This window comes from Rossellomorea pakistanensis (assembly GCF_016908495.1).
GTDB lineage: Bacteria > Bacillota > Bacilli > Bacillales > Bacillaceae_B > Rossellomorea > Rossellomorea pakistanensis.
The window spans coordinates 387,346-412,231 of record NZ_JAFBDZ010000003.1; the positions used below are offsets into that span (position 1 = coordinate 387,346).

The window sequence follows — 24,886 nt, forward strand, 5'->3', positions numbered from 1 at the left end:
CAATTTAACGATAAAATTTTAAGATAGGAATGGCTATTTGTACGGAAATGGGGGGATCAATATGGCGTCTGAAATGAAAATTAATCACAGCGAAAAAGCCTACGAACTACTAAGGGCAGACGCAGAGAAGATTTTAAAGCTTATTAAAGTACAAATGGATAATTTAACGATGCCCCAATGTCCTCTATATGAGGAAGTGTTGGATACACAAATGTTCGGGTTGTCTCGTGAAATAGAGTTCGCTGTTCGATTAGGCCTTATCAATGAGAAGGATGGGAAATCTCTTCTTGATTCATTAGAAAGAGAACTGTCAGCTCTACACGAAGCCTCAACAAGAAAATAACTCATTAAAAACTCAAACGAATCTAGATGATTGTTTGAGTTTTTTTGTAAAATAAGAAATAATAAATTTTAGATGTTCAGTATGGTGTCATACTCTCTTCTTAGTACCATGGGTTAGTTTTGAGGGATCCTTGATTCGGATTTAGTTTATAATCTTTATACGAAAGATAGCCTCTATCTATTTTCAGTAGGGGTGTTTTCTAAAAGTTTGTTACTTTTGAGATAAGTTGGAAATACATTTTAGAAGCGCTGAACAGCCTGAAAACACGTAAACTCCTGCGGGAAAAGTGGCCAAAGTGAGAACCCGCAGCGAAGCGCGGAGGCTCACGGGTCAGCCTAAGGTGGGCGAAGTGTATTCAGACTGAGGGTTAATTACCAACAATCATTACGAAAAGAACCTTCAGTAAAGAAAGTAACATTATTATGCAGGAGTTTGGGTGATTTTTTTCGAAATAAGATGTAAAAAGGGATAGGAAGATTCTATGTTTAAAAAAATTATGAGATCGTATGATTATTCTTTAATTGCAGTATACATACTCCTCTGTTTATTTGGATTAGTCATGATATATAGTGCCAGTATGGTGATGGCTGTTCAAAAGTTCGGCTATGAAAGTGATCATTTTTATAATAAACAGATGATAAATATTATTATTGGATTTTTCGCTTTTATATGTGCAGCTATATTTCCTTATAAAGCTTTTAAATTCAATAAGGTCTTAAAAACACTTATGCTGATCATCATTGGACTTTTATTGGCTGTGCATTTTATCGGTTCTGAGGTTAATAATGCTCAAAGCTGGATTGATTTAGGGTTTATGTCGATTCAACCATCTGAATTTGCTAAGCTTGCCATCATCATTTATTTAGCAGCAGTGTATGCTAAAAAACAGGATTACATAAATACGCTTAACAAAGGTGTTGCGCCACCATTAATATTCTTGATGTTCATCTGTGGCTTAGTGGCGATTGAACCTGACTTTGGAACAGCAGGTATTATTTTTATAATAGGGATTATTATTATTTGTTGTTCAGGCATAAGTGGGAAGACTTTTTTAAAGCTTGGTACAATGGCTGCATTTCTCTTCCTTCTTATATCTCCCGTAATCTTTTTTTTAAGGGATTATATTTTCACAAAAGAGAGAATGGGAAGATTAGAAGCGTATGTCGATCCTTTTCTTTATGCAAAAGATGATGGATACCATTTAGTTAATTCCTACTTAGCGATTGGGGGAGGAGGAATCCAAGGGTTAGGATTAGGACAAAGTATTCAAAAGCTTGGATATCTCCCTGAATCGCACACAGACTTCATTATGGCAGTTATAGCTGAAGAGTTAGGTGTGTTTGGGGTAGCATTTGTGATTGTAGGTTTATCTTATATAGTCTTAAGAGGGATATATATAGGAGTTAAATGCACAGATCCATTTGGTACTATGCTTGCAATTGGGATCTCTGGAATGATAGGACTTCAATCTTTTATTAATCTTGGAGGTGTTTCAGGCTTGATTCCGATAACAGGTGTTCCATTACCATTTGTAAGTTATGGTGGATCGTCTTTATTAGTTCTTTCTCTATCAATGGGATTGCTAGTCAATGTTTCGATGTTTGTAAAATATGAAGGAAATCATAAGCATAAGAAGGAAAATGATCGACCTTTGTCGAATAGTAGTAAGCAGAAGGTATATAATTTCAATTCTTAATAATAATAAGGGCTGGCAAAAGGGGAATTCCCTTTAGTTCAGTCCTTTCCTTTAAGAAGAATAAACTGAATATTCTTAGAGGTGTTGTTACCTGAAAATCCTTTAAGAGGAATTGATTTTCATCCAAGTTCAACTATATGAGAGGAGATAATCATTATGAAGCAAATTAAAAAAGTTCTTGTAGCCAATCGCGGAGAAATTGCAATAAGAGTATTTAGAGCTTGTACAGAATTAAATATTCGAACGGTTGCTATTTATTCTAAAGAAGATTCAGGTGCCTATCATCGTTATAAGGCAGACGAAGCTTATATAATTGGGGAAGATAAAAAACCGATCGAAGCTTATTTAGATATAGAGGGAATCATTGAAATTGCAAAAACATCCGATGTGGATGCTATTCATCCAGGCTACGGTTTTCTATCAGAGAACATTCAATTTGCAAGAAGATGTGAAGAAGAAGGAATTGTATTTATTGGGCCGCATTCAAGTCATCTAGATATGTTTGGAGATAAAGTTAAAGCAAGGAAACAAGCACAGCTAGCTGAGATTCCAGTTATTCCTGGAAGTGATGGACCTGTTGGAAGTTTGCAAGAGGTTATTCAATTCGGTAAATCACATGGATTTCCAATTATGATTAAAGCTTCATTAGGCGGTGGTGGTCGCGGTATGCGTATCGTTCGCACCCTAGATGGAGTAAAAGAGGCATATGATAGAGCTAAATCTGAAGCAAAAGCTGCATTTGGTAGTGATGAAGTCTATGTTGAAAAGTTTGTAGAGAACCCAAAACATATAGAGGTTCAAATACTTGGAGATGAAGATCAAAATATCATCCATTTGTATGAAAGAGATTGTTCAGTACAAAGACGTCATCAAAAAGTTGTAGAAGTAGCGCCTTGCGTTTCTTTAGATAAACAACTTAGGGAAGAAATCTGTGAAGCTGCAGTAAAATTAATGAAAAATGTCAATTATGTCAATGCTGGGACAGTTGAATTTCTCGTTTCTGATAATCGTTTTTATTTTATTGAGGTAAACCCTCGTGTTCAAGTAGAACATACAATTACAGAAATGATTACAGGTGTTGATATTGTTCAATCTCAAATTCTCATTGCAGAAGGGCATCGCTTACATAGTGATAAAGTAGGGATTCCAACACAAGAGAACATAAACACTCACGGATACGCAATTCAATCAAGGGTGACGACAGAAGATCCTCTTAATAACTTTATGCCGGATACCGGTAAGATTATGGCCTATCGATCAGGAGGAGGATTTGGAGTACGACTGGATGCCGGAAACGGTTATCAAGGTGCAATCATTACTCCTTACTACGATTCATTACTTGTAAAGGTTTCAACATGGGCGCTTACATTTGAGCAAGCTGCTTCTAAGATGGTTCGTAATCTTCAAGAATTTAGAATCCGGGGAATCAAAACAAATATCCCGTTTTTAGAGAATGTAACCAAACATGAAAACTTTATTACAGGTCACTATGATACCTCCTTTATTGATAGTACACCTGAATTGTTCATTTTCCCAAAGAAAAAAGACCGTGGTACGAAAATGTTAAATTATATTGGAACGGTAACGGTCAATGGTTTTCCAGGAGTAGAAAAAAAGAAGAAGCCAGTATTTGAAAAACCTAGAATTCCTAAACTAGCCCCTTCGGAAGGATTTTTAACTGGTACCAAGCAAATTCTAGACAATGAAGGTCCTGATGGGCTGGTTCGATGGGTTAAAAGCCAAAAGAATGTCCTATTAACTGATACAACGTTTAGAGATGCGCACCAATCATTATTGGCAACAAGAGTAAGAACAAATGATTTAAAACATATCGCTGAACCATCTGCTAGATTATTACCAGACTTATTTTCTTTTGAAATGTGGGGAGGAGCTACTTTTGATGTAGCTTACAGATTTTTAAAAGAAGACCCATGGAACAGACTTTTAACAATGAGAGAGAAGATACCAAACGTACTATTTCAAATGCTATTAAGAGCTTCTAATGCAGTGGGGTATAAAAATTACCCTGACAATGTCATTCGTGAATTCGTTGAGAAGTCTGCTTTTACAGGTATTGATGTCTTTAGAATTTTTGACAGCCTTAACTGGGTTAAAGGTATGGAAGTAGCTATTGATGCCGTTAGGCAAAATGGGAAAATAGCTGAAGCGGCCATTTGCTATACAGGAGATATCGATGATCGAACTCGAACAAAATACGATATTGCTTATTATAAAAACTTAGCAAAAGAATTAGAGGCTCAAGGTGCTCATATATTAGCGATAAAAGATATGGCAGGGTTATTGAAACCACAAGCGGCTTATCGACTCATATCAGAATTGAAGGATTCAATAGATATCCCTATTCACCTTCATACGCATGATACGAGTGGTAATGGTATATTTATGTATGCTAAGGCAATTGAAGCAGGTGTGGATATTGTCGATACAGCTCTAAGTACAATGTCTGGTTTAACCTCGCAGCCAAGCGCGAATACACTCTATTACGCTTTAAAAGGCGCTGAAAGGGAGCCAAATGTTGATGTACACTCTTTAGAAACTTTAGCACACTATTGGGAAGATGTAAGAAAGTACTATAGTGATTTTGAAAGCGGAATGATGTCTCCGCATACGGAAGTATATCAACATGAAATGCCTGGTGGACAATATAGTAATCTTCAACAACAGGCTAAAGCGGTCGGATTAGGCGACAGGTGGGAAGAAGTAAAAAGAATGTATGCAAGGGTGAATCATCTGTTTGGTGATATCGTAAAAGTAACGCCGTCGTCTAAAGTAGTAGGAGATATGGCATTATTTATGGTTCAAAATAACTTAGATGAAAATACAGTTATCGATGAAGGTGAGAAAATCGATTTCCCTGACTCTGTTATTGAACTGTTTGAAGGATATCTCGGGCAGCCTTATGGAGGGTTTCCAGAGAAGCTTCAAAAAGTAATCTTAAAAGGGCGAGAACAAATTACTGTAAGACCTGGAGAATTGTTAGAAGATGTAGATTTCGATCAACTAAAAGAAAAATTATTTGAGGACCTTGGAAGACAGGTGACTAGCTTTGATGCTCTAGCCTATGCTCTCTATCCGAAGGTATTCATGGATTATTCTCGAACTGTTGAGCAATTTGGAGATATTTCCGTCTTAGACACACCTACTTTCCTTCATGGTATGAGGTTAGGAGAAGAGATAGAGGTTGAAATTGAAACAGGAAAAACATTAATTGTAAAGCTTGTATCAATAGGACAAGCTCAAGCAGACGGAACACGTGTTGTTTATTTTGAATTAAATGGTCAGCCGCGAGAGGTTGTGATAAAGGATGAAAATATAAAGTCCACGGTTGCAACAAAAGCAAAAGCAGACCTGAATAATGATCAGCATATTGGTGCTACGATGCCAGGTACTGTAATCAAAGTCATTGTGGAAAAAGGAGAGAGAGTAGAGAAGGGTGATCACCTCCTAATTACTGAAGCAATGAAAATGGAAACAACTGTACAAGCTCCTTTTACTGGACATGTAAAAGATATATATGTTCAAAGTGGGGATGCAATATCTCCTGGAGATCTTCTTATCGAGATTCAGAAATAACATAAAAAGGATGGGGCCTAGGCCCCATCCTTTTTATGTTATTTTAAACGACTCCTTGATGCGAGTAGAATAAAGTAACTAAGTAAACCGAATAAACAAGAAATAATGAGAGCATGCAATAAAGCCAGAAAGAGGTTTAGTCTAGTAAGGACAACAAATGCTCCAGAAGCAACTTGTGAACACACAAGAATAAATGCGATAATCCATCCCCAATAAATGACTTTCTGATGCTTATAGTTTTTAATAGCTAAATAAGTAATATAAGCAATCCAGATAAAAATAAGACCTGCTGCGAAACGATGTCCCATTTGAATCCATTCATACATATTAGTTGGTAGTCCAGGTGAATCATTAACACAGAAAGGCCAATCTGGACAAACTAGACTAGAATTAGTATGACGAACAAGGGCGCCTGTATAAACAACCAGATAACTATAAAGAGTAACTCCAACTATATGAAAACGCATTTTTCGGTCGATCACCAATTTATGTGCATCAAATTTTTGGTCAATCTCAAAAATTAATAAAGTTAGTAATAATACCGCCGCAAAAGAGATTAAAGAAATGCCAAAATGAAGGGCTAAGACAAAATCAGATTGAGACCAGACCACTGCTGCTGCCCCGATAAGTGCCTGGGCAAAAAGAAAAAAGAATGCAAGAAAAGAGAGGAGTTTCGTTTCTCTTATATGGCCAATTGCCTTCCAAGACCATATGGAAAGCGCAAGTACTAATATACCGACACTCCCTGATACAGCTCTATGTGACAATTCAATAAATGTTTCTAGATCGATGTTACTCGGGATAATTTCGCCATGACATAATGGCCAAGAGCGTCCACATCCCATTCCAGAACCTGTCTTTGTAACTAAGGCACCACCAAGTAAAACAAAGAGCATTCCTAGAGTAGTAATGACGGCTAGCCATTTTAACCCTTTATGCAAAATATTCACCTTCTTAAATTAAAGTAGCTTATGATAATCTAGTAATTTCGTTTTATTACAACAATATACGCTTCTAAGATGATACAGAATAACCCTTTAAAAAACAACAGATAAAATGTTACAGAATATTGATAGAATATGTAGAGGATATTCAAATCGAAATAATAGTATTACTAGGTTTTACAATCAGCCTATATGATTAAACTTTTATTCGTGACTTAATTTAGATTAGTATCATGGGCGGTCATTCTCTCTATTTTGAAAACGCTTAATTAGATAGTTATGCTATTATTATGATAGAAATTTTGGAAAGTGGAAACGATAACAAATACAATTCACAATTTCGTCATAATTCTTCTAAAATGAATGCCAAAAAGGAAAAAATCTGTGGTTTAATATTATATTGATAGCCTTATTTAGGTTGGAACTATTTTACTTCTATAATTAATTCTTTCCTATTGATTTTTGATTCAATATAGAAATGGTATTCAAATTGCTTTATAGTATAGAGGTGGGGAATGCCTCTGGTAAATTGTAGAGAGGAGGGGAAAGAGTGTCAAATAGCAGAGTAATGACGAATGTGAAGGAAACAGGATTTCCTCAAACAACTGCTTGGAAGGACTTTTTGGCCCTGATCAAGATTGGGATCGTAAATTCTAATCTAATTACAACCTTTACGGGTATGTGGTTAGCATTTTATTTTACTAACACACATTTCTTAAACTCATTAGACACGATGTTTCTAACTCTTGTTGGTTCGTCGTTAATCATTGCGGGTTCATGTAGCATAAACAACTACATAGACCGAGATATTGATCCACTTATGGAGAGAACAAAAGATCGTCCCACCGTTACAGGAAAGATTAACGGGACGAAAGCAATAGTCATTGGTATGACTATGATCACTATAGGAACGATATTTTTGTTTATGACTACTATTACCGCAGGTGTAATAGGTGTTATCGGAGTTTTTAGCTATGTTGTTTTATATTCTTTGTGGTCAAAGAGAAAACTAGTAAGTAATACAATCATAGGAAGTATATCTGGAGCAGTTCCGCCACTGATTGGCTGGGCAGCCGTTGATGCTAATTTAAGTCAAATGGCTTGGATGTTATTTTTAATGATGTTTATTTGGCAGCCTCCGCATTTTTATGCACTTGCTATGAAGCGCTGTGAGGAATATCGAGCAGCAAATATACCAATGCTACCAGTAGTAAAAGGATTTGCTACGACTAAACTGCACATCGTGCTATGGGTAGCTGCATTGCTCCCTCTACCATTCTTTCTATTAGACCTAGGGATACCATTTTTCATCCTAGCTACCGCCTTTAATATTGGCTGGTTTGTTCTTGGTTTAATGGGGTATAAAATGCAAGACGACTTAAAATGGGCAAAGCTTATGTTTGTATACTCGCTTAATTATTTGACCATCTTGTTTGTAGCGATGGTTATCGTAACAGTCATTTAATCCTTGGGAATTCTTTCTGAAAAGAAATCCATATATATTCAGTCCTTGTTTGACAAAAGTATACTTAACGAAAGAGGGGTTTGATCAAGCTATGAAAGCAAGGCTATCGAAATGGCGTCTTTTCTCGATTTTAACGGTATTGGCGCTCGTTCTTTCCGGTTGTGGAGAGCCATTTATTTCAACACTACAACCAGCCGGGGAAGTAGCTCAGACGCAATATGACTTAATGATCTTGAGTACATTAATTATGGTTCTCGTTATAATTGTAGTTGTTATTGTATATTTTATTGCAATTATTCGTTTCCGTCGTAAAAAAGGTGACGAAACAATTCCTAAACAAGTGGAAGGGAGTCATACTTTAGAGATTTTATGGACAGTTATTCCAATTATCTTATTACTAGTATTGGCCGTTCCAACGGTTGCAGCTACATTTAATTTAGCTGATACGAAAGATATGGACAAAAAAGATGCAACGGTCATCAATGTCCGTGCAAATCTTTACTGGTGGGAATTTGAGTATGAAAACGAGAAGATTATTACTTCTCAAGATTTAGTTGTTCCAACTGATGAAAAGGTTTACTTTAATGTTAAAGCATCTGATGTCAAACACTCATTCTGGATCCCTGCTGCTGGAGGAAAGATTGATACGAATGTTGATGGCGTAAATACTTTCTTCTTAGAGTTTGATAGCGAAAAAGCGAAGGAAGCAGGAAATCTATTTTACGGAAAATGTGCGGAGCTTTGTGGTCCTTCACATGCATTAATGGACTTTAAAGTAAAAGCTATGTCTCAAGATGACTTTGATACTTGGGTATCAAACATGAAAGATGCAAAAGAACCACAACCTACATCTGAATTAGCACAGCAAGGACAAGAAATCTTCGAACAAAAATGTCTAGCTTGCCATGCGGTTACACCACAGGATGCACGTCCAGAACAGGCACGTACTGCGCCTAACTTGGCAACATTTGGAGAGCGTTCACGAATTGCTGGTATTTTGGATCATAATGAAGAAGAATTAAAAAATTGGTTATCAGATCCGGAACAATACAAACCTGGTAACAAAATGACAGGCACATATGGTGATCTAACTGATGAAGAAATAGACGCCCTATCTGAATACTTAATGGGACTTAAAGTTAGTGAATAATATTGGGGAAAAGTAAAAGGGAGGTTTAATCGTGAGTAGCTATACGCAAAAAACAGGCTTTGCAGCTACCCTTTGGGACTACTTAACAACAGTAGACCACAAGAAGATTGCTATTCTCTATCTTATCGCTGGAGGATTCTTCTTCTTACTTGGTGGTTTAGAAGCTTTAGTAATTCGTATTCAGCTTGCGGTTCCTAACAATGATTTTGTTAGTGCAGGCTTATATAACGAAGTTTTAACAATGCACGGTACAACAATGATATTCTTGGCTGCAATGCCTCTTATCTTTTGTTTCTTGAATGCCGTTGTACCATTACAGATTGGAGCTCGTGATGTAGCATTTCCATTCTTGAATTCACTTGGTTTTTGGTTATTCTTCTTCGGGGGAGTATTCCTTAACCTTTCTTGGTTCTTAGGAGGAGCGCCTGATGCAGGATGGACATCTTATGCATCGTTATCGATGGCTTCTGAAGGACACGGAATTGATTTTTATGTTTTAGGTTTGCAAATATCTGGTGCAGGTACATTAATTGGTGGTATTAACTTCTTAGTTACCATCATTAATATGAGAGCGCCTGGTATGACATATATGCGTATGCCATTATTTACTTGGACAGCGTTCGTAACATCTGCTCTAATTTTATTTGCCTTCCCTGCTCTAACTGTAGGATTATTCCTAATGATGTTTGATCGCATGTTTGGTTCAAACTTCTTTGATGTAGCAGCAGGTGGTAATACGATTATATGGGAGCATTTCTTCTGGATTTTTGGTCATCCTGAGGTTTACATCCTAATATTACCGGCCTTTGGAATTTTTTCAGAAATCATTCCGCATTTCTCTAGAAAACGATTATTCGGATACTCTTCAATGGTATTTGCAACAGTATTAATCGGTTTCTTAGGGTTCATGGTTTGGGCCCACCATATGTTTACTGTAGGTCTTGGGCCAATCGCAAATGCAATCTTTGCAGTAGCGACAATGGCTATCGCTATTCCTACCGGTATTAAAATATTTAACTGGTTATTAACAATGTGGGGCGGGAGTATTAAATTTACAACCCCAATGTTGTACGCTGTAGCCTTTATTCCTTCGTTTATCGCTGGAGGAGTTACAGGGGTTATGCTAGCCGCAGCTGCAGCAGATTATCAATACCATGATACTTATTTCGTAGTTGCCCACTTCCACTACGTTATCGTTGGTGGGGTTGTCTTTGCACTATTAGCAGGAACCCATTTCTACTGGCCAAAAATGTTTGGAACCATGCTAAATGAATTCTGGGGTAAAGTCTCATTTTGGTTATTCTTCATTGGATTCCATTTAACATTCTTTATCCAGCATTTCCTTGGGCTTATGGGAATGCCGCGACGTATTTGGAAGTTCTTGCCTGGACAAGGATTTGAAACAGCTAACTTAGTAAGTTCCATTGGTGCAGCTTTTATGGGTGTATCTGTATTGATTCTATTGATTAATATCATTGTTACTCAAATCAAAGGCGTTAAAGTTGGTCGCGATCCTTGGAGTGGAGATGGACGGACACTAGAATGGGCAATTCCATCACCTCCACCATTTTATAATTTCAAGCAAACACCACTTGTTCGTGGCCTAGATGCTTGGTGGTTAGAAAAGATGGAAGGAAGGTCAGAACTTACTCCAGCAGAGCCTATTGGCGATATTCATATGCCGAATAACTCTTTCATACCATTTGTTATGTCTGTAGGTTTATTTATAGCAGCCTTTGGAGCTATGTATCGAGTAGATGATAAAGATTGGGCAATCCCGGTATTAATTATCGGAATGCTTATTACTTTAGGATCAATGTTTATTCGCTCTGTAAAAGATGATCATGGTTATCATGTTCATAAAGAAGACCTCTTAGCTGATGATAACAATGATAAGGGGGGGAAAGCATAATGCAAGCTGAAGAAAAGTTCACACCTAAAACATGGCCAGCATCGCCTGAGAAAGCAACCCTCGAAGGGAAAAATAAATTTATGGGCTTTTGGTTCTTTCTTGGGGGAGAAACAGTACTATTTTCTTCACTCTTTGCCACCTATTTGGCCTTGAAAGATAAAGTTCCTAGCAAAGAGCATGCATTAGCAGCAGATATCTTTGATTTACCACTTGCATTTGTTGCTACAATGTTATTATTGGTAAGTTCATTAACAAGTGTGTACGCAATGTACCATATGAAAAACTATAACTTTCAGCGTATGCAAGCTTGGTTATTAATTACCGTTCTTTTAGGAGCTGCCTTCCTGGCATTAGAAATTTATGAGTTTAATCATTATGTCCATGAGTACCATCATACGTTTACAAGTAGTGCATTTGGTTCTGCTTTTTATACGTTAGTTGGTTTTCACGGAGCGCACGTTGCATTCGGGTTATTATGGATTATCTCTTTAATGTTACGTAATGCAAAACGAGGTTTAAATCTTTATAATGCACCTAAATTCTATGTAGCCAGTCTGTATTGGCACTTTATCGATGTTGTTTGGGTGTTCATTTTTACAGTAGTATATCTAATGGGAATGGTGGGATAAACTGATGGCGAATCAACAATCAAATTCAGGTAACCCAAGTGTAGATTACGAATATCGTCGAAAGAAAAATGCTGAGGATATGAGAATGCAAGTTTCGGCGTTTGCTCTAATGATTTTTTTAACATTAGTTGCATTCATTGCTGTTGCAGGAGATTTTGATAAATACTTTGTTATTCCATTTATCCTGCTACTGGCAGTTGTTCAACTTGTATTCCAACTATACTATTTCATGCACATGAGTCATAAGGGACATGAGGCACCTGCTTTGTTCCTCTACTCTGGAGCATTAGTTGGGTTTATTACTATTTTGGTGTTTTTAACAATTGTTTGGATTTAATCCTAAAAAACCAGTCGACCTTTCGGCTGGTTTTTTGATTAGATAAGAATATTTATCTTTTTAGTGAGTTAATGGTTAATGAGGTTTATCAGTGACCAATACAAAGCACCTTGAGACATAAGTCGAGCCCCCAAGGAAGGGGAAGGCGCCCTTCCATGGTGACTCGCCTTATGCTTATCGGAGGCTCACAGGTTGTGGGTCAAAAGGAGTTGCTACAGAACGTGGCGAACTAAGCTTTACATCCTTTTAACAAGACTCATCTGCTTTTTTTCGTGTCCATCTGCAGCGCCTAGGCCTTCGGAACATAAGCCAAGCCCCCAAGAAAGGGAAAAAGGCACCCTTTCTTGGGGACTCGACTTATGCTTGTCAGGCCTGTTCGAGGCGCTTCCGCTTTTCGTTTTGTCATGAACTTGTCATTAGCTTAGATTGAAGTCGCATTGTAGAGACAGTATAATATAGGTAATCATGTATTAGTGAAATGAGGTGGAGAAATGCCTTTGGGTATTTTTGGTTTTAATGCGTTGTGGAGTCCTTTTTTTATACTATCAATTGTGTTGATTACGATATTATACTTTTTAGTAACGATAAAATGGAGAAACCGTTTTTCAGAAAGTAGAAAACTTACAAAGAAAGAAGCAACCTATTTTATTTTAGCCATGATTCTTCTGTATATCGCCAAGGGATCACCAGTCGAAGTTTTAAGTGGTATAATGTTCTCTATGCACATGACACAGATGGCTATTTTATATCTTGTATTTACACCTATTTTAGTAATGGGAATTCCAGATTGGATTTGGAAAGTATTTATTAAGCTTCCAGTTGTTAAGCAGATGTTTGCTATAATGACAAAACCAATTGTAAAACTATTAGCATTCAATGTTCTATTTTCCATGTATCATATTCCAACAGTATTTGATCATGTGAGAACGGATGCTGTCTTACACAATTTATTTACTGTGATTCTATTTATGTTAGCTGTGTTTATGTGGTGGCCATTAATTAAACCTGTTGACGAGGATGTAGAACTTAGCGGATTAAAACGAATTGGCTATATCTTGGGGAGCGCTGTACTGCTAACTCCTGCATGTGGATTAATTATCTTTGCTGAGAATCCATTATATGCAACGTATTATGATTCTTCAACATGGTTAAAAGCTTTAGCTTTATGTGTACCTGCCAGTAGCCTAAGTGGATTGAGCTTAAGCGGACCTGAATTATTCACATCAATGTCCTTGCAAAATGATCAACAGCTTGGTGGAGTTGTCATGAAAATCATCCAAGAAATTGTCTTCGGTATTGCATTAGCCAGTCTATTCTTTCAATGGTATCGTAAAGATCAGGATCAGGCACAAACTCAAACCGAATCTCAAACGTCTATCGGATATAAAACTGCAGACCCCAAGCTAGTAGAATAAAGAAAAAGAATAGGTAAATATTCATGAATGAAGAGAGGAAAAATGCATGTCTGTACCAATACTCCCTACGATAAGTACAACCTTTATCGTTCTAAGTGCCATTACAGTAGCAATCGGTTGGTGGCAAATTACACAAAGAAAAATTGAAGCACACCAGAAAACTATGACGCTTGCCGGTTTGTTTGCCCTTACATTTTTTATTATTTATCTCAGTAGAACCATTTTTATAGGTAATACTTCATTTGGTGGACCGGATAGTCTAAAAATTTATTATACTGTGTTTCTAATTTTTCATATTATATTAGCAACTGTTGGAGCTGTGTTCGGACTGATGTCGCTTTGGACAGGATACAAAAACAAGTTAAAAAGGCACAGGAAGCTTGGTCCGATAACAAGTATCATCTGGTTTTTTACCGCAATCACTGGTGTTGCAGTCTATTTATTACTCTACGTATTCTATGAAGGTGGAGAAACTACTTCAACGATTAGAGCGATTCTAGGATATTAATGAAAAAGATAATCAAAATCATGCTAGATGATTTTGATTATCTTTTTTGTAATTAAAACTAATTCCCACTTTAAGCAATGCGTTTAATAAATAGGTTAAAAAAATTTTTTTAAATAGGAATTTCTGTTACCCATATAGAATGGATTGGGTGGAGGTGTTTAAGAATGAAGATTGAGAAGCTACAATCATCTGATTATAAAGAAATAGTGGATTTATCAATGTACGCATTTCAATATAAAGTATCTGAAGAAGGTCTAAAGGAGAAATATGAACAGTTTGACCAACAGTATATCTCTGGTATTAAAGATGAAGAAAAACTTGCTGCAAAACTTCAAATCCTATCATTGAAAATTTGGTTTAATTATGAACAATGGAAAATGGGAGGGATTGCAAGTGTGGCAACCTATCCTGAATACCGGAGAAAAGGATATGTAAGGGCATTGATAAAGGATTCTCTTGAGGTGATGAGAAAAAGAGGGCAATTCATTTCACTATTGCACCCTTTTTCCATATCGTTTTATCGCCAGTTTGGATGGGAAGTATTTGATTATTTGAAAAAGGTGACAGTAGATAAGCGTGAATTAGTAAGGATGGAAAATACAGAAGGGAAAATTTATCGCTATCACAAAGATGATTTTCCTAGTGAGCTTGAAGAATTCTACGAAAAATTTGCTAAAAGATACAACGGAATGTTAGTGAGAGAATCAAGCTGGTGGAAGCAAAGGGTAATTACAGAGTTAACGATTGCAGCATATTATGGAACAAGTAATACGTTAGAAGGCTATATTTTATATGAACTTAAAGATAAAAAAATGAAGGTAGATGAATTTATCGTTACTAATGATGAGGCTAGGAAAGGTTTATGGAATTTTATATGTCAACATGATTCTATGATATCTGAAGTCGAATTAACACTTCAGGAAAAGGATCCACTGCTATTTCTATTCCATAACCCAATGGTGAAGACTGAGGTTTATCCTTATTTCATGGCCAGAATTGTCGATGTAGAAGAGTTTTTAAAGAAATTAGATCTAAACTTATTAAGAAATAAATCTATATGTTTAGAAATTAACGACCCTTTTGCGAGTTGGAATAATGGATTCTTTTTAGTAACGAGAAAGGATGTTGTTAAACTAGATAGCCAACCAAGACTTCATCAAGATTATGTAAATATGGATGTACAAACCCTTATTCCTCTTTTCTTTGGGGTATTCACTGCTAGAGAACTTAATAGCATTGGAAAAATTAAAGGAGATTTAGAAACCATTATGATTTTAGAAGAAATAGTCAATCCATTAAATCCATTCTTTATTGATTTCTTTTAAGGATTCTTAATTTAGTTTATCAAAAAAAAATGGGACAGTCCTAAAAGGAGTCCGTAACCACTATGATCGACCATATATAGAAGTTCTTTTCCTATATATTGAAGTTGTGGTTCCTGACACCTTGGTTTTGGGACAGTCCCACCTGAGTTTATATTTTAAGGTTCCATTTTATAATACCTGCTTCTTTTGCTGAATTAAAGATAATTAACAGAAGGGGTCCTACGATAAAACCTAGAATACCTAAGAGTTTAAGACCTAAGTACATGGCAATTAATGTTGCCAATGGGGAAAGTCCGATATGTGTTCCCATTACTTTAGGTTCTACCGTTCTCCTAATAATTAGCAAGATGGCAGCAAGGACTGCAAGTTGGGTCCCGATTGTTAAGTTACCCGCAAGTAAATGGAACAAAGCCCAGGGACCTAGGATAACGATTGAACCGATAATTGGAATGAAATCAATGACCCAGATAATCAGCGACATGACAATGGCAACTTCTGGGGAAATGAGAAGTAATCCAATAAAAGATACAATAAAAATTAAGACACTGACTAAAAACTGCGCTTTGAAGAAACCGAATATGACGTAGGATAATCTTGAAGTCATAAAATTGACTTTTTCTGCGGTTTTTTCAGTCAGGGAACTGTAGATCATCTTCTTAACACGAGGAAGATCCATCATAAACAAAAAGAGTGCAATTAGATAGACTAAGAAGCTAACAAGGTAGTTAGGAATATAGGTGAGAAATGCGCTTATTCTTTCTATATTCAAATACTCCTTAAGGCTCTCCTTAAAGCTAGTTAAGAAGTCTTGAACTCCATTGCTGATCTCTGATACAACCTCCCCTGGTAAATCTCTAGCAGCGTGCTCGAGGTCTTTTTCATAATTCACCCAAATATCACTAATTTGATTAATGTATGTAGGAGCATCTTCAATGAGCTTTACTGCTTCCCCAACGACTTTAGTTGTCACAAAATAAGACAATACTCCTATTGCAACAAGAAAGGAAAGAAAAACGATTAATACCGACATCTTTCGTTTCAATCGAAATTTGTTTATTAACATTCTTACTGCAGGCTCTAATATTATAGCAGTTATGATTGCTGCTATTAAAGGAATTGAGACAGGCAGAATAAAGTAAATCAATAAAAATAGTAATAGGATGGTAATCGCAATGATTACCATTTTTTTGTTTAGAACCTTGGTCAATGTTGTGCCCCTTTCTCCTCTAGAACATCATTAATACTATTATAGTAAAGAGTCTTAATGTTGAACAGTAAAAACAGGAGCATGTAAGTAAAAACATACAAAAAAGCTGACTCCATTTGAGTCAGCTTTCACTATTAATCAGCAAACACTTCTACTTCTTTTTTTACATCAGCAAGGAGCTTATCACAACTGTTTACAAGATGATTTGGAAAGTGTTCTCCTTCACCATATTCTACTCCATGTGGATAATAATGTTTTCCCAATAAAGGAGTCATTAACTGAATGACCGCGTCATGCTTACCAATGTCTCCTCCAGCAGTGTATCCCTGAATACGTAAATAATATGTACCCTCTTTAATTTCAAATTTGCGATCGTAGGTTACTCGTTCGTAGTCCCATTGACCTTCACGAACCAGTCCATGAGATAGCATAACTTCATCTAAGCGGTTTAAATCCGCTTTCAAATTTTCAATGCCAGTAGCTTCAAAACGCATAATCTTTTTCCCTCCTATATGTTAAGGCATTCATATCTTTTATTAAAAGATAGTACAAAATGCAAAGTTCTTCATTTTTAATAATAGTGTAAAATCATTCATCTTGCAACGGAATGATGTGACGAAATGTGAACATTGACTTATATTTAAGAATAGTTTGCCCGTTCTCGAAAGAAAATAGAAATATTGCTTTAAGTTATTTTGAGTGAGGAGGATTAAGATGAAGGTGAAAGAAATGATGACAAAAGATGTTGAGTGTTGTACACTATTAGACAATGTTTTTGAAGTAGCGGTAAAAATGAAAGAAAACAATGTCGGCGTAATCCCAATTGTTAATGGGGAAAGGATCGTCGGGATGATAACCGATAGAGATATCGTTCTCAGATGTGTTGCTGAGAAGCACCCAAATTCTTCAAAGGTAGAGGATATCATGAGTAATGATTTAATCACCATTGGTCCTGAGGAAACAACAGATGATGCCCTTCAATTAATGGCAAGATACCAAATCAGAAGAATACCTGTTGTGGAAGGGGATCAAACTTTACTTGGAGTAGTTTCTCTTGGTGATTTTGCCATTAGACATGAATATGCACATGAAGCGGAAGAAGCATTACAGGATATTTCAGATCCTATTTATAAAAATAAACCTTGTTAGGTATTCAACCCTATGTTTAAAGGCTTTTTTTGCATACACTTTGTGAAAGTATAAAGTAGTTCAAGGTTGGGGGACCCTTTAGGGTACTCCTTTTTTGTTTGGAATGCCTAACGCTATAAAAAATTAAGGTTCCTCTTTTCTTGATCTTAAAATGCCTGTTGGAGAGATAGCTGGTTGGGGGAGAGCGTTTCTTAATTTGAACAACTTGGGTACTTTCGTTTTATTATCAAGATATTCAGACATCTAGCTATTAATGAATAGAGTAGAAATGATATAATAAAACTATTCTTACCTACATATCATGATAGAAATAGGAAAGGAGGATAACTCCTGAAAATAATAATTAGAACGCTTATTGTTCTTATTTTCCTTATTATATTTGGAATTTATACAAGCCTTCAAAAAGATGAAAATTCAATGTTAGAAGGTCCTGATAAAAACACTCCACAATTAGATAAAGAGAATAAATTAAGTGAAGCAATAGAAGGACACGATGGCGAGAGACCTAATGAGGGTCTTTCAGTATTCATTGGGAAAAGTATAGAAGAAGTGATAGCGGAGATCGGGGAACCCGTTCGTATTGATCCTTCTTCGTATGGCTATGACTGGTGGATCTATAAACCATCGCCAAAAGAGTACTTTCAAATTGGAGTAGATAATAGTAAAGTTGTAACCGTTTTTGCAATAGGAGAGGATGTAAATGTGGCACCCTTTACATTAGGACAAAGTATTGATGAGATTTATCGATTTACCATCGTAGATTCTGAGATTGTAGTAAATAATGATAACGGAACATATCAATTTGAGCTTTCAGAAGAAGATCTTAACACTAGACTTCTAGCACAATTCGGTGATATCTATGCACAATTATACCTTGATAAATATTCTGGGAAATTGATGAGTATTCGGTATTTTAATGAAGAAACCCTTGTTAAGCAACGCCCCTATGAAATGGTATATAGAGGACAGCTTATAGAAGAAAAAGAAATTAGTGATGAAGAATGGGAAGAGATAGATAATGGAAGTGCACAACAAATTTTTGACATTACAAATATGATTAGAAAAAATTTTAAACTCTCAACACTTGAATGGGATAAAGACACTTCTTTAGTAGCAAATGGCCACAGTAAAGATATGTTTAATGAGAATTATTTTTCCCATGATTCACCGACCTTTGGATCGCTTTCAGATCGACTTGAGTCAGGAAATATACTATTTCAAAAGGCAGGCGAAAATATAGCGGCCAAATATACAGATGGACCTGCTGCCGTTCATGGATGGTTGAATTCAGAAGCGCATCGAGAAACAATGTTAGACGATGAATTTACTCATATTGGAATAGGTGTTTATCACAAATATTATACTCAAAATTATATAAAAAAAATGGATGAATAAGGAGAGGGTAAGTACTTACGCCTCTCTTTTCTATAAGGTATTTACTAATCTATATTGAGAATTATGACCACTCTTTATAAAGATTGATTATTTTTTAAAGATAAAAAAAGAGCCTGTGCTATGAGCAATTACTTTTCCGTCATCCCGTACGACCTTCCCATCCATAACTAATGTTTTTGAACCTTTATGAACAACTGAAGCCCTCGCAGTTAGATTACCTCCAGTACCAGGTGCAAGATAGTGCATGGTTAAATTAGTCGTTACGGCACCGTATCCCTCAGGCAAAATGATATTCGCTAATGTACCCATAGCTGAATCAACTAAGGTAGCTGTTACGCCACCATGTACGATTTCAAATGAATTATAGGTAAATGGAGTAATCGGGATACTTACATCGCAATGATTTTCACTTAATGTTCTTTCCATTCCTAAGACTCCACCAATGTAGGAACCGTTTAGGTTTTCTCTTTTTCGCTTTACACCTTCCAATATCTGTTTTACCACTTGCAATTCTTCTTCATTTCCTGTCGAGATGCATTCATCTAAAAGCTTATATAGTTCTTCTTTCATTTTCGGTCATCCTTTTCATGTTTTTACTCTTTCTTCATCTTATCATGATTAGCACCATTTTGGATTTTGAATCATAGATTATTATAGGTATATGTCCGGTATTTGGAGGTGACATAATGGCTAATAAACTACATCCAAAAGTCCAAGAGTTCAAACATTTTGCCAAAAATCATCCGAAAATGATCAAGGATGTAAGAAATGGATCGATTACTTGGCAAGACCTTTTTGAAGAATGGTACCTGCTAGGTGAAGATGACCCAAGGTGGAATGAATACATTGAAGGAAAAAACGCTGAAACCAAAGGGGATAAGGAGAAAAATTCAGGGGATAAGAATTGGGTAGAACAAATTACAGGAGTAATAAAAAATATGGATGCTGAACAAATGCAACAGCATATAAATAGTATTAGTCAAGCTTTAGGAGCAGTCCAAGGTGTGCTAACACAATTTCAATCAGGCGGTGGAGATTCAAAATCAGCCATAAAGTCGTCAACGGAAACAAAGCCAAACCATCCATTCTCTTTTTTTAAGGATTAATCCTTTGATTCTCATGAGAAAAGGAAGTGAAACCGTTTATGAGAAAAGAGGTAACTGATTATATTTATTCAAAGGTTGATTTGAAAAATTTTATAAGAGAACAACCTACATGGTATCGAACCTTATCGAGAAATCCACATTTATTACAAGAATTTGAGATAGCATCTATGAATCATTTTCGAAGAACGATTCCTCATCGAGTTGAGAAATTTTCTAACGGTGTTCAAATGGCTTCCATGATGATGCATATGTTTCAAGCAATGAATGATTCTGAAGGATAATATTTCGGCCACTCCTTGATTTTCTTGGTTAATATTCAACCATTATGCAAAGGATAACAGGTAAGGAGTGGTATATATGAAAAAACTGTGCATCATTGTTGTACTTTTTCTATTAGCTGGATGCAGAGATGATTTACCTGAACCAGAAACAATTCAAGAAACACCTGCCATCGAAACGGCATCATCTGTTGCTAAGAAGAAAACTGATATGACAGTTCGTCATGTCGTTCAAGGAAATCAAGTCTATGTGGAATGTATTGTACCGGATATAACATTTACAAACAATAATTCGGCCAAGAAAGGTAAAATTGTTGTTAGTTTAGATGGAAAAAGATTTAGCGAATATAATACAGCAGCTTTTATTATGAAAGGTATTCCAAAAGGGGTTCATCATCTAAAGGTTGAAATCGTAAAGCTGAATAATGAACCATTAGGAATGTCAAAACAATTCTATGTGACAATTTCATAAATGTTCGATTCGCTTACCTTCATAAATTCTGTTAAAATGATTTTATGGAGGTGAGCGTTTTGCTTGCTACAATGGAAAGATTGGAAATACTTGATGCAGCGGAACAGTTAGCCGGACAGATTCTGGAGTCAGATGTAGCAGAACACTATCGCTACTGTTTATATAAATTAAACAATAATAAAGAAACACAAGCTAAGATACGCAAATTCACTAAAATGAAGGAACTTTATGAAGAGGTTCAAAGGTTTGGCCGTTATCATCCAGACTATAAACGAGTGATGATGGAGATACGTACACTTAAACGTGATATGGATATGGATGAACATGTAGCAAATTTCCGTCATGCTGAAAATGAGTTACAGGATCTATTAGATCATGTTAGCTTGCTTGTAGGCAGAGCTGTTTCACAGCAAATTAAAGTCCCTACTGGAAATCCTTTTTTCTCTTCAAGTTCAGCTTGTGGTGGAGGTTGCGGAAGTGGCGGTGGTTGTGGTTGTTCAGCGTAAGAGGGGGGAAACCCTCTTATTTTTTATGGTTTGATTGATAATCTCACTAATATACTAGGAAAAAGTTTGGTTTGCCGTTCAAGGACCTGTTTGAAGCTTAAGTCAACTCGAATTTAAAAGGAAAGGCGGCCGTTCCATAATGACTCGCCTTATGTAAGGGGTAAGCTGTTCGAGACGCTTCCGCTTTTCGTGTGTCTAGCTCCAGTGCTTAGGCTTTCGAGACATAAGACAAGCCACCTTGAAAGGGAAAACCCACCATTTCTAGGTGACTCGACTTATGCTTGTCAAATCTGTTCATGGAGCTTCCGCTTTTCTAAGACCTTAGCCTAATACAATCGACACATAGGTTTCCACAGCAGAACATTTTTTCTTGAGGAACATAAAAGCGATGACGGTATACATACATGTCTTGGCTTTCACGAACATATATGGTTTCAGAATGTAATCTTTTGCCCCTCATGACTCTTGATGAAGCCTTTCGGATTGTTTCTTCAATTTTTTGTTTAGTTTCATAACTTGTCACGTAAATAAATGGAATTCCAGCTTTCTTTTCCCATTGAAAGCTTTTTATGTAAGCATGTTGGTTTATTTCTTTTTCAAATTCATTCCAAATATTTAAAATATCCAAAAGAGTCATCCTCTCATATGTCTATTGCTTGAGTGTTCTTAATTGTGCTAGACTATTTAAAAAGAATGCTATAAGGGGAAAAAATATGTTTACAGAAAGACAAGGAATTGTTGTTTGGCTATATAGTTTAAAGCATGCCAAATCATTAAGGCGTTTTGGAAATGTCCTTTATGTTTCAAGAAAATCCAAATATGTGCTTCTTTATTGTAATCAAAGTGATACAGAGTTTGTGATGGAGAAACTTTCAACCTATTCCTATGTTAAAAAGGTTGCTCCTTCTTATAAACCGTTTCTTAACACACAATTTGAAAATTCTAAACCGGATAAGGCAAAGGAATACGATTACAAAATGGGCATATAATGATACATACTACTATGCCCATTTTTAATGTGCTTATTGGATCATTCGCTCTCTACTGAAGCGGCGCGATATAATGGTTCAGTCTTAAGATGGCGATTAGGTGTTGATAGTACAGGTCTATCTCCGGGAATAGGATAGACGGTTTAACATCCATTTGAATAATAGTCTTTCCTAGTTCATCTGCCACATTTTGAAAGAGGGCATATCTCTGGCTTGGCTGGTGTTCTGGGTGTGGAATCCCTTCACGACTAATGTAGATAGGCTGGAATTTTCCGTCACCTGATGGAGTCAATACTAGTGCAATCGAAGTGACTTGTCGCCCTTTTATTTCAGTATGGAATGCGATTAGATGTGATAATCGATGCTGATTAGCACGGGTCAGTTCAATTAATTCGTAAATATCTGCAAATCCCTCACCGAGTTCGATAAAACGTTGAATCACTTTCATTCTTCCTTTCCAACTTAAAAATGCATTAAGTTCTTCTTGTTGTCAATTCATAATTATTTCAGACTGAAGTTCATAAGTAAAGGGATGTTCCTTCATTAGAAGTAGAATTATAAATACGCTAAAGGAGTGTTCTTCTTGATTATTGTATTTGTTCTTCTTATCATTTGCCTTCTGGCCGGTTACCTCATATCCCCAAACAATAAATCCACTGATATACCAGACTTTGATTATTTTATTGTAACTGCTATATTGTCTACATTATACATTCATGGAGTCATTTCTCTATATGAAAAAGAAATGCTTGAATCATCTACTTTACTTGATATCGAAAGCTATGTAATGTATTCAGGTTTACTTAGCCAAGAGGAATGGTTATGGTGGATAGAGGATCATTGTAGTGACAATCCATTGCTGGTAGATCTAGATGGCGATTTGGTATAAAGCTAATAAAAACAAAAAAAACCCTGCAGATCTTAACTGCAGGGTCCTTCTATATCCTTTTAACAGGATAGAAGGTAAAGGGAGAGGAGAAACCGGAGGAAGAACTTATGGGGAAACGTAAGTCTTCTCCGCGGTTGGCAACAACATCAGATGCGATGTTGTTAGTTTCATTATCACCTACTGTCGATAATTTATACATTTTCTTCAGAATAATTGACAAGATTATTGTATGATAGATAATGATGTTGAATTATGGTAGGATAATGAGGGAAAACTTAAGTTTAGTGGTGAAAAAAATGAGAATTATATCAGGTAACCGTAAAGGAAAAGCATTGAAGTCTGTACCGGGTACCGGTACGAGACCGACAACAGATAAAGTAAAAGAAGCTATCTTTAATATGGTTGGTCCTTATTTTCAAGGAGGTCTAGGTCTTGACCTGTTTGCAGGTAGCGGGGGGCTGGGCATTGAAGCATTGAGTAGAGGATTGGATAAAGTTATCTTTGTAGATAAAGATGCAAAAGCTATCGCTACAATCAAAAGTAATTTAGATCAATGTGATTTATCAGATAAAAGTGAAGTTTATCGTAATGAAAGCTTCAGAGCTTTAAAGGCGATTGTTAAAAGGGAATTGCAATTTGACTTAATCTTGCTTGACCCCCCTTATCAAAAACAAAAACTAGTTGATATATTAGAATTGATTGATGATCAACAATTGCTGAATGAAAACGGTTTCGTAATGTGTGAACATAGCTCAGATGTGTCATTACCTAATGAGGTGGGAAGTTTAAAGTTATTGAAGAAGGAAACATACGGAATGATCAGAATCTCAATCTTTCATGCGTTATAGTTAATTAGGGGGTAAGAAAAAATGGCGAGTATTGCAGTATGTCCAGGGAGCTTTGATCCGATTACATACGGTCATCTAGATATTATTTCCCGTGGGGCTAAAGTATTCGACAATCTATACATAGTAGTATTAAATAATTCATCCAAAAATCCATTATTCTCAGTTGAGGAGAGAATACAACTAATCCAAGAAGTGACAAAAGATATTCCGAATGTTGTGGTCGATTCCTTTCAAGGGTTATTAGTGGACTATGCTAAAAATGTGGGGGCAGATGCTATTATACGAGGATTGCGAGCTGTTTCCGACTTTGAATATGAAATGCAAATTACATCCATGAACAGAGTCTTGAATGAAGAGATTGAAACTTTTTTTATCATGACAAACAATCAATATTCATTCCTGAGCTCTAGTATTGTAAAAGAAGTGGCAAAATACGATGGTGATATTTCTGAATTAGTACCAAAAGCTGTGGAAGATGCTCTTAAAGATAAATTTAAGTGATAATTTCCATACTTTATGAAGTAAGTAAAATTAGAAAGACTATTATAGGATTGTCTTTAAAGTGACAAAAGCCATAATAGTCTTTTTATATTTAAGCTGTTCTAAAAAATTGTTGTTTTTTATGAAGATAAATTTTTGTAAGAACGTTGGTTGGAGCGGAAACCAACCCTTTTTCAAATAACAACAATATTTACGAAAACAGCCTATATTTAAAAAAATATTCGAATA

The 24,886-nt window shown here is 36.1% G+C and carries 28 protein-coding genes; 22 read left to right on the forward strand and 6 right to left on the reverse strand.

Features of this window, described 5'->3' with window-relative positions; genetic code table 11:
• Positions 1-61 precede the first annotated feature (61 nt).
• The 3 genes from JOC86_RS15815 to pyc all read left to right on the forward strand — a co-directional run bounded on the left by JOC86_RS15815 (position 62) and on the right by pyc (position 5,633).
• Positions 62-343 (forward strand): Fpa/YlaN family protein, encoded by a 282-nt coding sequence (locus tag JOC86_RS15815; protein WP_205173881.1) that lies wholly within the window; start codon positions 62-64, stop codon positions 341-343.
• Positions 344-824: 481 nt separating this feature from the next.
• Entirely contained in the window at positions 825-2,039 is a 1,215-nt protein-coding gene (locus JOC86_RS15820) for an FtsW/RodA/SpoVE family cell cycle protein (protein ID WP_205173882.1), read from the forward strand.
• Between the two features lie 156 nt (positions 2,040-2,195).
• Positions 2,196-5,633, forward strand: a complete 3,438-nt coding sequence (pyc, locus tag JOC86_RS15825; protein WP_239587639.1) for a pyruvate carboxylase — start codon at positions 2,196-2,198, stop codon at positions 5,631-5,633.
• A 38-nt stretch (positions 5,634-5,671) separates the two neighbouring features.
• On the opposite strand, the gene JOC86_RS15830 is transcribed toward pyc, so the two are convergent.
• Positions 5,672-6,574: a COX15/CtaA family protein gene (locus JOC86_RS15830; RefSeq protein ID WP_205173883.1), complete on the reverse strand. Its 903-nt coding sequence runs from the start codon at positions 6,572-6,574 to the stop codon at positions 5,672-5,674.
• Between the two features lie 553 nt (positions 6,575-7,127).
• Here JOC86_RS15830 and cyoE point away from each other — a divergent pair.
• The 8 genes from cyoE to JOC86_RS15870 all read left to right on the forward strand — a co-directional run bounded on the left by cyoE (position 7,128) and on the right by JOC86_RS15870 (position 15,318).
• Positions 7,128-8,042, forward strand: coding sequence for a heme o synthase (gene cyoE, locus JOC86_RS15835; RefSeq protein ID WP_338021768.1), 915 nt, complete (start codon positions 7,128-7,130; stop codon positions 8,040-8,042).
• 91 nt (positions 8,043-8,133) lie between these two features.
• Positions 8,134-9,192, forward strand: coding sequence for a cytochrome c oxidase subunit II (gene coxB, locus JOC86_RS15840; RefSeq protein WP_205174252.1), 1,059 nt, complete (start codon positions 8,134-8,136; stop codon positions 9,190-9,192).
• 31 nt (positions 9,193-9,223) lie between these two features.
• Positions 9,224-11,104, forward strand: coding sequence for a cytochrome c oxidase subunit I (gene ctaD / locus JOC86_RS15845; protein ID WP_419096080.1), 1,881 nt, complete (start codon positions 9,224-9,226; stop codon positions 11,102-11,104).
• On the forward strand, positions 11,104-11,733 hold the full coding sequence (locus tag JOC86_RS15850) for a cytochrome (ubi)quinol oxidase subunit III (RefSeq protein ID WP_205173884.1): 630 nt from the start codon (positions 11,104-11,106) through the stop codon (positions 11,731-11,733). The genes ctaD and JOC86_RS15850 overlap by 1 nt, the downstream gene beginning before the upstream one ends.
• 4 nt (positions 11,734-11,737) lie before the next feature.
• Positions 11,738-12,070 (forward strand): cytochrome c oxidase subunit IVB, encoded by a 333-nt coding sequence (gene ctaF / locus JOC86_RS15855; RefSeq protein ID WP_205173885.1) that lies wholly within the window; start codon positions 11,738-11,740, stop codon positions 12,068-12,070.
• Between the two features lie 491 nt (positions 12,071-12,561).
• Positions 12,562-13,485: a cytochrome c oxidase assembly factor CtaG gene (gene ctaG, locus JOC86_RS15860; RefSeq protein WP_205173886.1), complete on the forward strand. Its 924-nt coding sequence runs from the start codon at positions 12,562-12,564 to the stop codon at positions 13,483-13,485.
• Positions 13,486-13,531: 46 nt separating this feature from the next.
• Positions 13,532-13,993 carry a DUF420 domain-containing protein gene (locus JOC86_RS15865; RefSeq protein WP_205173887.1) on the forward strand — a complete coding sequence of 154 codons (462 nt, stop codon included), beginning with the start codon at positions 13,532-13,534 and terminating at the stop codon, positions 13,991-13,993.
• 164 nt (positions 13,994-14,157) lie between these two features.
• Positions 14,158-15,318, forward strand: coding sequence for a GNAT family N-acetyltransferase (locus JOC86_RS15870; protein ID WP_205173888.1), 1,161 nt, complete (start codon positions 14,158-14,160; stop codon positions 15,316-15,318).
• A gap of 148 nt (positions 15,319-15,466) precedes the next feature.
• On the opposite strand, the gene ytvI is transcribed toward JOC86_RS15870, so the two are convergent.
• Together ytvI and JOC86_RS15880 are read right to left on the reverse strand one after the other, a co-directional pair.
• Positions 15,467-16,525, reverse strand: a complete 1,059-nt coding sequence (ytvI, locus tag JOC86_RS15875; protein ID WP_239587640.1) for a sporulation integral membrane protein YtvI — start codon at positions 16,523-16,525, stop codon at positions 15,467-15,469.
• Between the two features lie 134 nt (positions 16,526-16,659).
• Positions 16,660-17,019 carry a YugN family protein gene (locus JOC86_RS15880; protein WP_205173889.1) on the reverse strand — a complete coding sequence of 120 codons (360 nt, stop codon included), beginning with the start codon at positions 17,017-17,019 and terminating at the stop codon, positions 16,660-16,662.
• 220 nt (positions 17,020-17,239) lie between these two features.
• On the opposite strand from JOC86_RS15880, the gene JOC86_RS15885 reads away from it, so the two are divergent.
• On the forward strand, positions 17,240-17,674 hold the full coding sequence (locus JOC86_RS15885) for a CBS domain-containing protein (RefSeq protein ID WP_205173890.1): 435 nt from the start codon (positions 17,240-17,242) through the stop codon (positions 17,672-17,674).
• A gap of 330 nt (positions 17,675-18,004) precedes the next feature.
• A complete protein-coding gene (locus tag JOC86_RS15890) occupies positions 18,005-19,069 on the forward strand; it encodes a CAP domain-containing protein (RefSeq protein WP_205174255.1) in 1,065 nt (354 codons plus the stop codon).
• Positions 19,070-19,156: 87 nt separating this feature from the next.
• Here JOC86_RS15890 and JOC86_RS15895 read toward each other — a convergent pair whose 3' ends face one another.
• On the reverse strand, positions 19,157-19,639 hold the full coding sequence (locus tag JOC86_RS15895) for a PaaI family thioesterase (protein WP_205173891.1): 483 nt from the start codon (positions 19,637-19,639) through the stop codon (positions 19,157-19,159).
• A 116-nt stretch (positions 19,640-19,755) separates the two neighbouring features.
• Between JOC86_RS15895 and JOC86_RS15900 the strand changes: the two genes are divergently transcribed.
• The 4 genes from JOC86_RS15900 to JOC86_RS15915 all read left to right on the forward strand — a co-directional run bounded on the left by JOC86_RS15900 (position 19,756) and on the right by JOC86_RS15915 (position 21,431).
• Entirely contained in the window at positions 19,756-20,175 is a 420-nt protein-coding gene (locus JOC86_RS15900; RefSeq protein WP_239587641.1) for a YlbD family protein, read from the forward strand.
• A 38-nt stretch (positions 20,176-20,213) separates the two neighbouring features.
• Complete coding sequence (locus tag JOC86_RS15905) at positions 20,214-20,456, forward strand: YlbE-like family protein (RefSeq protein WP_205173892.1); 243 nt, start codon at positions 20,214-20,216, stop codon at positions 20,454-20,456.
• A 76-nt stretch (positions 20,457-20,532) separates the two neighbouring features.
• Positions 20,533-20,925 (forward strand): hypothetical protein, encoded by a 393-nt coding sequence (locus JOC86_RS15910; RefSeq protein WP_205173893.1) that lies wholly within the window; start codon positions 20,533-20,535, stop codon positions 20,923-20,925.
• 59 nt (positions 20,926-20,984) lie between these two features.
• Entirely contained in the window at positions 20,985-21,431 is a 447-nt protein-coding gene (locus JOC86_RS15915; RefSeq protein WP_205173894.1) for a YlbF/YmcA family competence regulator, read from the forward strand.
• Between the two features lie 313 nt (positions 21,432-21,744).
• On the opposite strand, the gene JOC86_RS15920 is transcribed toward JOC86_RS15915, so the two are convergent.
• Positions 21,745-22,059, reverse strand: a complete 315-nt coding sequence (locus JOC86_RS15920) for a hypothetical protein (protein WP_205174280.1) — start codon at positions 22,057-22,059, stop codon at positions 21,745-21,747.
• Between the two features lie 85 nt (positions 22,060-22,144).
• Between JOC86_RS15920 and JOC86_RS15925 the strand changes: the two genes are divergently transcribed.
• On the forward strand, positions 22,145-22,420 hold the full coding sequence (locus JOC86_RS15925) for a YlbG family protein (protein ID WP_205173895.1): 276 nt from the start codon (positions 22,145-22,147) through the stop codon (positions 22,418-22,420).
• Between the two features lie 52 nt (positions 22,421-22,472).
• On the opposite strand, the gene JOC86_RS15930 is transcribed toward JOC86_RS15925, so the two are convergent.
• Complete coding sequence (locus tag JOC86_RS15930) at positions 22,473-22,862, reverse strand: DUF7147 family protein (RefSeq protein ID WP_205173896.1); 390 nt, start codon at positions 22,860-22,862, stop codon at positions 22,473-22,475.
• Positions 22,863-23,117: 255 nt separating this feature from the next.
• Between JOC86_RS15930 and JOC86_RS15935 the strand changes: the two genes are divergently transcribed.
• From JOC86_RS15935 to coaD, 4 genes are all read left to right on the forward strand, one after another.
• Entirely contained in the window at positions 23,118-23,309 is a 192-nt protein-coding gene (locus JOC86_RS15935) for a hypothetical protein (RefSeq protein ID WP_205173897.1), read from the forward strand.
• A gap of 107 nt (positions 23,310-23,416) precedes the next feature.
• The gene (locus tag JOC86_RS25040; protein ID WP_275583412.1) at positions 23,417-23,542 is read left to right on the forward strand and encodes a hypothetical protein; all 126 of its coding nucleotides are present in this window, start codon (positions 23,417-23,419) and stop codon (positions 23,540-23,542) included.
• Positions 23,543-23,605: 63 nt separating this feature from the next.
• Positions 23,606-24,157 carry a 16S rRNA (guanine(966)-N(2))-methyltransferase RsmD gene (gene rsmD, locus JOC86_RS15940; protein ID WP_205173898.1) on the forward strand — a complete coding sequence of 184 codons (552 nt, stop codon included), beginning with the start codon at positions 23,606-23,608 and terminating at the stop codon, positions 24,155-24,157.
• Positions 24,158-24,178: 21 nt separating this feature from the next.
• Positions 24,179-24,658, forward strand: coding sequence for a pantetheine-phosphate adenylyltransferase (gene coaD / locus JOC86_RS15945; RefSeq protein WP_205173899.1), 480 nt, complete (start codon positions 24,179-24,181; stop codon positions 24,656-24,658).
• Positions 24,659-24,886: the final 228 nt, after the last annotated feature.